Here is a 6,547-nt window from a genome sequence, read left to right as displayed (position 1 = left end):
GGGCGTCTGGTCTATCCGGGCTTCCTGCAACACGCCGGATTCATCGCGATGAATCCGGATCGACACTTCCAGTCGCATTGGGAGTTCTATCGGGATCTCATGCGCGGCGATCAGGACGATGCCGAATCACACCGCCGTTTTTACAACGAGTACAACGCGGTGCTGGACATGGATGCCGAGTATTACCTCGACACCATCGAGACTGTGTTCCAGAAACACTTGCTACCCAAGGGTGAATGGTTCGTTCACGACGAACGCGTGGCTCCCGAATCCATCCGCCACAGCGCGCTGATGACGATCGAAGGCGAACTGGACGACATTTCCGGTCTTGGACAAACCGAGGCCGCCCAAACCCTGTGTCGCGGCATTCCCAAGGCCAACAAGAAGCACATGGTGGTCGAAGGTGCGGGCCACTACGGCATCTTCAGTGGCCGGCGCTGGCGCGAGCAGGTCTATCCCAAGGTGCGCGAGTTCATTCGTGCCCATCGCGAAAAGCCTGCGCGTCGCAAGCGCTGACTTGCCCATCAGAAGACCACACCGATTCAAGGCAGCAAAGGCAAGCCCAACTCCGCAAGGAATGTGTTGTGACGAGCCCTGGCATCGGCAAGATCCTTGTCAATGGCCACCAGATCCTTGTGCACCGATCCGAGATCGATTTCGACTTCGACCTCGGCGGTGCTCACATAGCGGGAAATGTTGAGATTCCAGTCGTTGTCCTCGATCTCGGTCATGGACACGCGGCGTGAATAGCGCGTGTGTTCCTCGCGGTGCTGATACGTGCGAACGATGCGCTCGATATGCGCATCGCCCAACTGGTTCTGCCGCTTGCCCTTGGTGAAGTGCTCGGCGGCGTTGATGAACAACACATCGTCCGGCTTCTTGCACTTCTTCAACACCAGGATGCACACCGGGATGCCGGTGGAATAGAACAGGTTGGCCGGCAGACCGATCACCGTATCGATGTGGCCGTCCTCCAGCAGCTTGCGGCGGATGTCGGCTTCCTTGCCGCCACGGAACAGCACGCCGTGCGGCAGGATGATCGCCATCACGCCGTCGTCCTTCAGGTAATGCAAGCCGTGCAGCAGGAAGGCGAAGTCGGCCGCGCTCTTGGGCGCCACGCCGTGGTTCTTGAAGCGCGGGTCCTGCGCCATCGCCTCGCCCGGCTCCCAGCGGTAGCTGAAAGGCGGGTTGGCGACCACGGCGTCGAAGCGCGGCTTCTTCGCCGGGTTGGTTTCGCGCAGCCAGTCCCAATCGTTCTTCAGCGTGTCGCCGTGATGGATCTCGAACTCGGTGTCTTTCACCCCGTGCAGCAGCATGTTCATGCGCGCCAGGTTGTAAGTGGTGATGTTGTATTCCTGGCCCACGATCTTGCCGATGCTGCCACCCGCTTTCTTCATGCGCTGGCGGATGTTGAGCAGCAGCGAGCCCGACCCGCAGGCGAAATCGAACACGCTCTCCAGCTTGCCGCGCGGGCCGGTCTTCGGCTCCTGACTGTCCAGGGTGACGATGGCCGACAGGATGTTGGAAATCTGCTGCGGCGTGTAGAACTCGCCGGCCTTCTTGCCGCTGCCGGCGGCGAACTGGCCAATCAGGTACTCGTAGGCATCGCCCAGCGTGTCCGCCTCGGTGGAGAACAGCGCCATGCCGCGGGCCAGCTCGCTGATGATCGAGCACAGCTTGGCATTGCGGTCTTCGTACTTCCTGCCCAGCTTGTCCGAGGTCAGGTTGATTTCCGAAAACAGGCCCTGGAACTCACTCTCGAAGGAATCTTCCTCGATGTGCTTGAAACCCTTCTGCAAGGTGTCCAGCAGGCTGCCGTCCTGGGTCTTCGCCAAGTGGACGATATTGCCCCACAGGTACCTGGGCTGGATGACGTAATGCGCCTTGCGCCGCATCTGCTGCTCGAACGCAGCGATATCGTCCGGGTTGGCCGCGTACCACACCGACAGTGGCGTCTTGCCGCCGTTGCCGATGGCCTGCGGGTCGGGATAGTCCGACCCCAGCTCCCTCGATGCCGCCGCCTCGTAGTTGTCCGACAGGTAGCGCAGGAACAGGAACGACAGCATGTAATCGCGGAAGTCGTCCGCGTTCATGCTGCCGCGCAGCTGGTCGGCAATGGCCCACAGGGTCTTGCCAAGTTGCTTCTGGTCGTCGTCGGTCATGGTTTCAGGCGTCGTTTGATCTTGTTTTCAATGGCAGCCAGTTCGGCGGCGTCGGCAGCATCGGCGGCGCGCGCCTCCTGCTGCTTGCGTTGTTCGTCGAAGGCGAGGTACCGCTCGCTGGTGGCGGCTTCCATCTGCTCGTGACTGACCGGGCCGGCGCTCTTCAGCAGCGGAAAGCCGTTGGACGCGATGATCTGGCCCACGTTTTCCATCCAGAAGCGCATGGGAATCTCCTGGCGGTTCTTGGCCCGCAGTTCCGCGGTTTCCAGGAAGATCACCACCAGCCGTTGGAGGGTGTCGATCTCATCTTCTGTGAGGTAGTTCTTGGCGATCAGGATGTCCTGCTTGCGCACCCGGCCACCGCTCCACGCGCGCAGGCCGAAATGCGGATCGTCGGGATTGGCGCGGGCCAGGATCAGCTCCGCCGCCGTCTGCCCGGTCACCGCATACAGCAGCAGGTTCTGCACGGTGGCGAAGAACACCTGCGTGGCACGGTCGGTCTTGTCGTAGTCCACGCTCAGCGCGAACAGGTCGCGCACCTTCTGGTAGAAGCGCTTCTCCGAGGCGCGGATGTCGCGGATGCGCGCCAGCATCTCGTCGAAGTAATCCGGCCGGCCATCCGGATTCTTCAGGCGCTCGTCGTCCATGACGAAGCCCTTGAGCAGGTATTCCTTCAGCGCGGTGCTGGCCCAGCGGCGGAACTGCACGCCGCGCGGGGAGCGCACCCGGTAGCCCACGGCCAGGATGGCGTCGAGGTTGTAATGCGCAACCCGGTAGTTCTTGCCGTCGGCGGCAGTTGTCAACCAATGGTTGACCACTGATTCCGCCCGCAGCTCGCCATCGGCAAAGATCGCCTTCAGGTGCTTGGCGATGTTCTGCTTGCTGGTCTGGAACAGCTCGGCCATGCCCAGCTGGCTGAGCCAGACGGTCTGGTCGTCGGCGCGCAGCTGGACGCGGCTGCGGCCGTCCTCGCTGGTGTAGAGGATCAGGCCGCTCATGCGCTGGCGGCGTCCGGCGCCGGGAACAGCTGCTGCATCAGGCCCTGCTTGTGGGTCTTGAGGGCGGCGAGCTGGTTGGATTCGGCGGCGATTTGGGTATCGAGGGAGGAGAGGCAGTGGGCGATACGATTTTGTTCAACCTCCGTCTCAGGAATCGAACATGGCACAGCCTTAAGCACATCTACCGACAACCCCGGCTGGGCTTGGCCTGTCGCATATCGGTTCAAATCCAGAACTTCCAACGCGTAATACAGCCACGCAACACTCACACCATTCTTCGGTGACGCCACAACCGCGTGCTCCGTCGCATGAAACTGGCCTCGCGCAAACTGAACATTACCGCAATGGGCACCTTGCCGACCAATGAGTGGGAACTCGCCCGAATGCGTAGACGAGTTGGTATAGCCTCGCAGGCCGTTGCCGCCATAGCAGGGAAATTTGCCAACGCTTGGTTGCTCGGAAATATCCGAGGCCGATACAAACTTGCCCGCCTGCATATCGCAGACGTGACCGAGCGCCCCGCCTCTCCAATCCGGTGCGTTACGAAACTCGGGGAAGCGGAGACGGGGGCGGGTTTCGCCTTCGCGGGGGAACAGCTGCTGCATCAGGCCGCGCTTGTGCGCCTTCAACGCCTCCACCTTGCGCCCCTGCGCGGCAATCACCTCATCCAGTGAGGCCAGGCAGTCGGCGATTTTTTGTTGCTCCGATTCACTTCCCGGCACAGCGCATGACACGCCATTGAGTACATCAACGGATAAGCCAGGCTGGGCTTGTCCAGTTGCAAACCGATTCAAGTTCAACCCGTCCAACGTGTAGCGAAGCCAACCGACGTCAGTTTCAGCCTTTGGGGAAGCTACGAGCGCATGCTCGGTGGCGTAGAAATCACCTTCGACGAATTGGATATTTCCACAAAGCGCGCCTTGCCGACCAATAAGCGGAAACCTTCCTGAATGGGTAAAACCCGCTGTGTAGCCTCGCAAGCCATTACCGCCGTAGCACGGATAAGACCTTTCATCTGGCCTTTCGGATATTTCCGATGCGGCTATGAACTTACCTGCCCGCATGTCGCATACGTGACTGAGTGTCTTCCATTCCCACTCGGCAGCGTTGCAGAACTCCGGAAATCGCAACCTCGGCACCGCCGTCTTCGGCCCCTGCTTCGCCATGCTCATGCCTCGTACGCCTTGAGCCCGGCGATCTCCCGCCCACCCGCCCGCTTCTTCAGCAGCGGCAGCAGGTCGCCCATCAGCGCCAGTTCCTTCTGCGCGCGCGCCTTCCAGCCCAGGTCCAGCGGGGCCAGCAGCTCGGTGAGCTGTTCGCCGTCGAAGATGCGGCGGGACAGAATCCCGTCCACGAAGGCCTGCACCGGCGCCACCGGCAGGCCGTGCCTGGCGGACAGCGCGGCCATGTCCTGCACAGCCTTGTCGGCCTTGAACTTTTCGTAGCCGGCGCGGATGGCGTCCTCGCTCAAGCCCTCGCCGGCCTTCAGCCCGCGCACGTACGCGCTGATGTCCTCGCGCTCGCCGATGAACTTGGCGTCGCTTGCGATCAGGCCGATCAGCTGTTCACGGCTCATGCTGGCCTTGCCCGGCGCCTTGCCCGAGTAGTCGGCGATCAGCTTCATGATGTAGTCGTAATCAATCGTGCTGGAGGCGAACAGCACGAACTCGAAGTCGAGCTGCTCCACCTCGTTGCGCGTGGCCTCGTCCAGTCCGCCGGGCTTCTTCCGGTCGGCGCGCAGTTCCTCGGCCTTCTGCAGGTACTGGCCGCGGAAGCTGCGCAGTTCGTCCTTGGGCAGGATGGTCTCGATCTGGTCGCGCTGCTCGGCGGTCAGGTCGGTGTACTGGTCCAGCTGGGTCTGCAGCTTCTGCACTTCCTTGAAGTGCTGGACGAAGGCGACCTTGGCCGCGGTGCCCTTGAGATTGGCGATGTCCGCAGGCGCACCGCCCAGCCCCTGCGAGGCCAGGAAGCGGTCGAGGGCGGCGCGCGCTTCCTTCAGCTTGTCGATGACCACGGGCGCGGTGTCCACCAGCCAGATTTCGCGCGCCTGGTCCTTGCGTGCCCCGGAGAACAGCGCGATGGCGGCATCCACCGCCGCCTGCTGGCCGCGGAAGTCCAGGATGTTGCCATACGGTTTCGTGTCGTTGAGCACGCGGTTGGTGCGGGAAAACGCCTGGATCAGGCCGTGGTACTTGAGGTTCTTGTCCACGTACAGGGTGTTGAGGTACTTGCTGTCGAAGCCGGTGAGCAACATGTCCACCACGATCACGATGTCAAGCTTCTCGCGGCCCTTCATCGGCAGGTCCGCATTGGGGAACTGCTGGTCCTTGATGCGCTGCTGCACGTCCTGGTAGTAGGCGTCGAACTCCTCGATGCGGTGGTTGGTGGTAAAGCGCGCGTTGTAGTCGGCAATGATGGCTTTCAGCGCCGCCTTCTTGGCTTCCGGGTCCTGCTTGTTGTCTTCCTGTTCCTGCGGCAGGTCTTCCTGCAACTGGCGCACGTCGGCACTGACGTCGCCGGGCGGCGAGAACACGGCGGCGATGCTGAGCGGCACGACGTCGGGATCGGCGTTCTGCCTTTCCGCCTGCGCCGCCTTGAAGAGGTCGTAGTACTCGATGGCATCGTTGATGGAGGCGGTGGCCAGCAGCGCGTTGAAGCGCCGGCCGCCGGTGGCGGCATCGTGCTTGGCCAGGATGGCATCCACCACGGCGCGCTTGGCCAGGGTTTCGCCGGGCTTGGGTGCGAGCTTGCCATCGGGCCCGCCTTTTTCAGGCTTGTAGTACTCGACGTGGAACTTCAGGACGTTCCTGTCCTCGATGGCGTGGGTGATGGTGTATTCGTGCAGGGACTGCTGGAACAGGTCGTCGGTGGTCTTCAGCGTCTGCTCGTCGCCTTCGATGCGCTTGTAGCTGGCGTTGTCGTCGAAGATCGGCGTGCCGGTGAAGCCGAACAGCTGGGCCTTGGGGAAGAACGCCTTGATGGCCTGGTGGTTCTCGCCGAACTGGCTGCGGTGGCATTCGTCGAAGATGAAGACGATGCGCGCCTGGCGCAGCGGTTCCAGCCGCCGGGCGTAGTCGGCCCGCGTTGGGTCCAGCGCGCGGCCCAGCTTCTGGATGGTGGTCACGATGACCTTGTCGGCGGCATCGTCCGACACCAGCCGCCGCACCAGCGACTCGGTGTTGGTGTTTTCCTCGACGCAGCCTTCCTGGAAGCGGTTGAACTCCTCGCGGGTCTGGCGATCCAGATCCTTGCGATCCACCACGAACAGGCACTTCTCGATGGCCTGGTTGGCCTTGAGCAACGTGGAGGCCTTGAAGCTGGTGAGCGTCTTGCCGCTGCCGGTGGTGTGCCAGATGTAGCCGTTGCCCAGGTTCTTGTCGATGCACT

Annotated in this window: 4 protein-coding genes and 1 pseudogene; 1 reads left to right on the top strand and 4 read right to left on the bottom strand. The window is 62.2% G+C overall.

Annotated elements, in window-relative coordinates:
- Positions 1-516: pseudogene (locus VFN25_RS11710) on the top strand (polyhydroxyalkanoate depolymerase); the annotation flags it as partial.
- Positions 517-542: 26 nt separating this feature from the next.
- On the opposite strand, the gene VFN25_RS11705 reads toward VFN25_RS11710, so the two are convergent.
- The 4 genes from VFN25_RS11705 to VFN25_RS11690 all read right to left on the bottom strand — a co-directional run.
- On the bottom strand, positions 543-2,162 hold the full coding sequence (locus VFN25_RS11705) for a type I restriction-modification system subunit M (RefSeq protein ID WP_325142097.1): 1,620 nt from the start codon (positions 2,160-2,162) through the stop codon (positions 543-545).
- On the bottom strand, positions 2,159-3,160 hold the full coding sequence (locus VFN25_RS11700; RefSeq protein ID WP_325142094.1) for a virulence RhuM family protein: 1,002 nt from the start codon (positions 3,158-3,160) through the stop codon (positions 2,159-2,161). Before VFN25_RS11700 ends, VFN25_RS11705 begins: the two co-directional genes overlap by 4 nt.
- Positions 3,157-4,332, bottom strand: a complete 1,176-nt coding sequence (locus VFN25_RS11695; RefSeq protein WP_325142092.1) for a restriction endonuclease subunit S — start codon at positions 4,330-4,332, stop codon at positions 3,157-3,159. Before VFN25_RS11695 ends, VFN25_RS11700 begins: the two co-directional genes overlap by 4 nt.
- A partial coding sequence (locus tag VFN25_RS11690) for a type I restriction endonuclease subunit R (RefSeq protein WP_325142090.1) occupies positions 4,329-6,547 on the bottom strand: 2,219 nt, incomplete at its 5' end. The genes VFN25_RS11690 and VFN25_RS11695, both read right to left, overlap by 4 nt.

It is taken from the genome of Dokdonella sp. (genome assembly GCF_035703485.1).
In the GTDB taxonomy this organism is placed as follows: domain Bacteria; phylum Pseudomonadota; class Gammaproteobacteria; order Xanthomonadales; family Rhodanobacteraceae; genus Dokdonella.
This window is presented reverse-complemented; position numbering and strand designations above follow the sequence as displayed.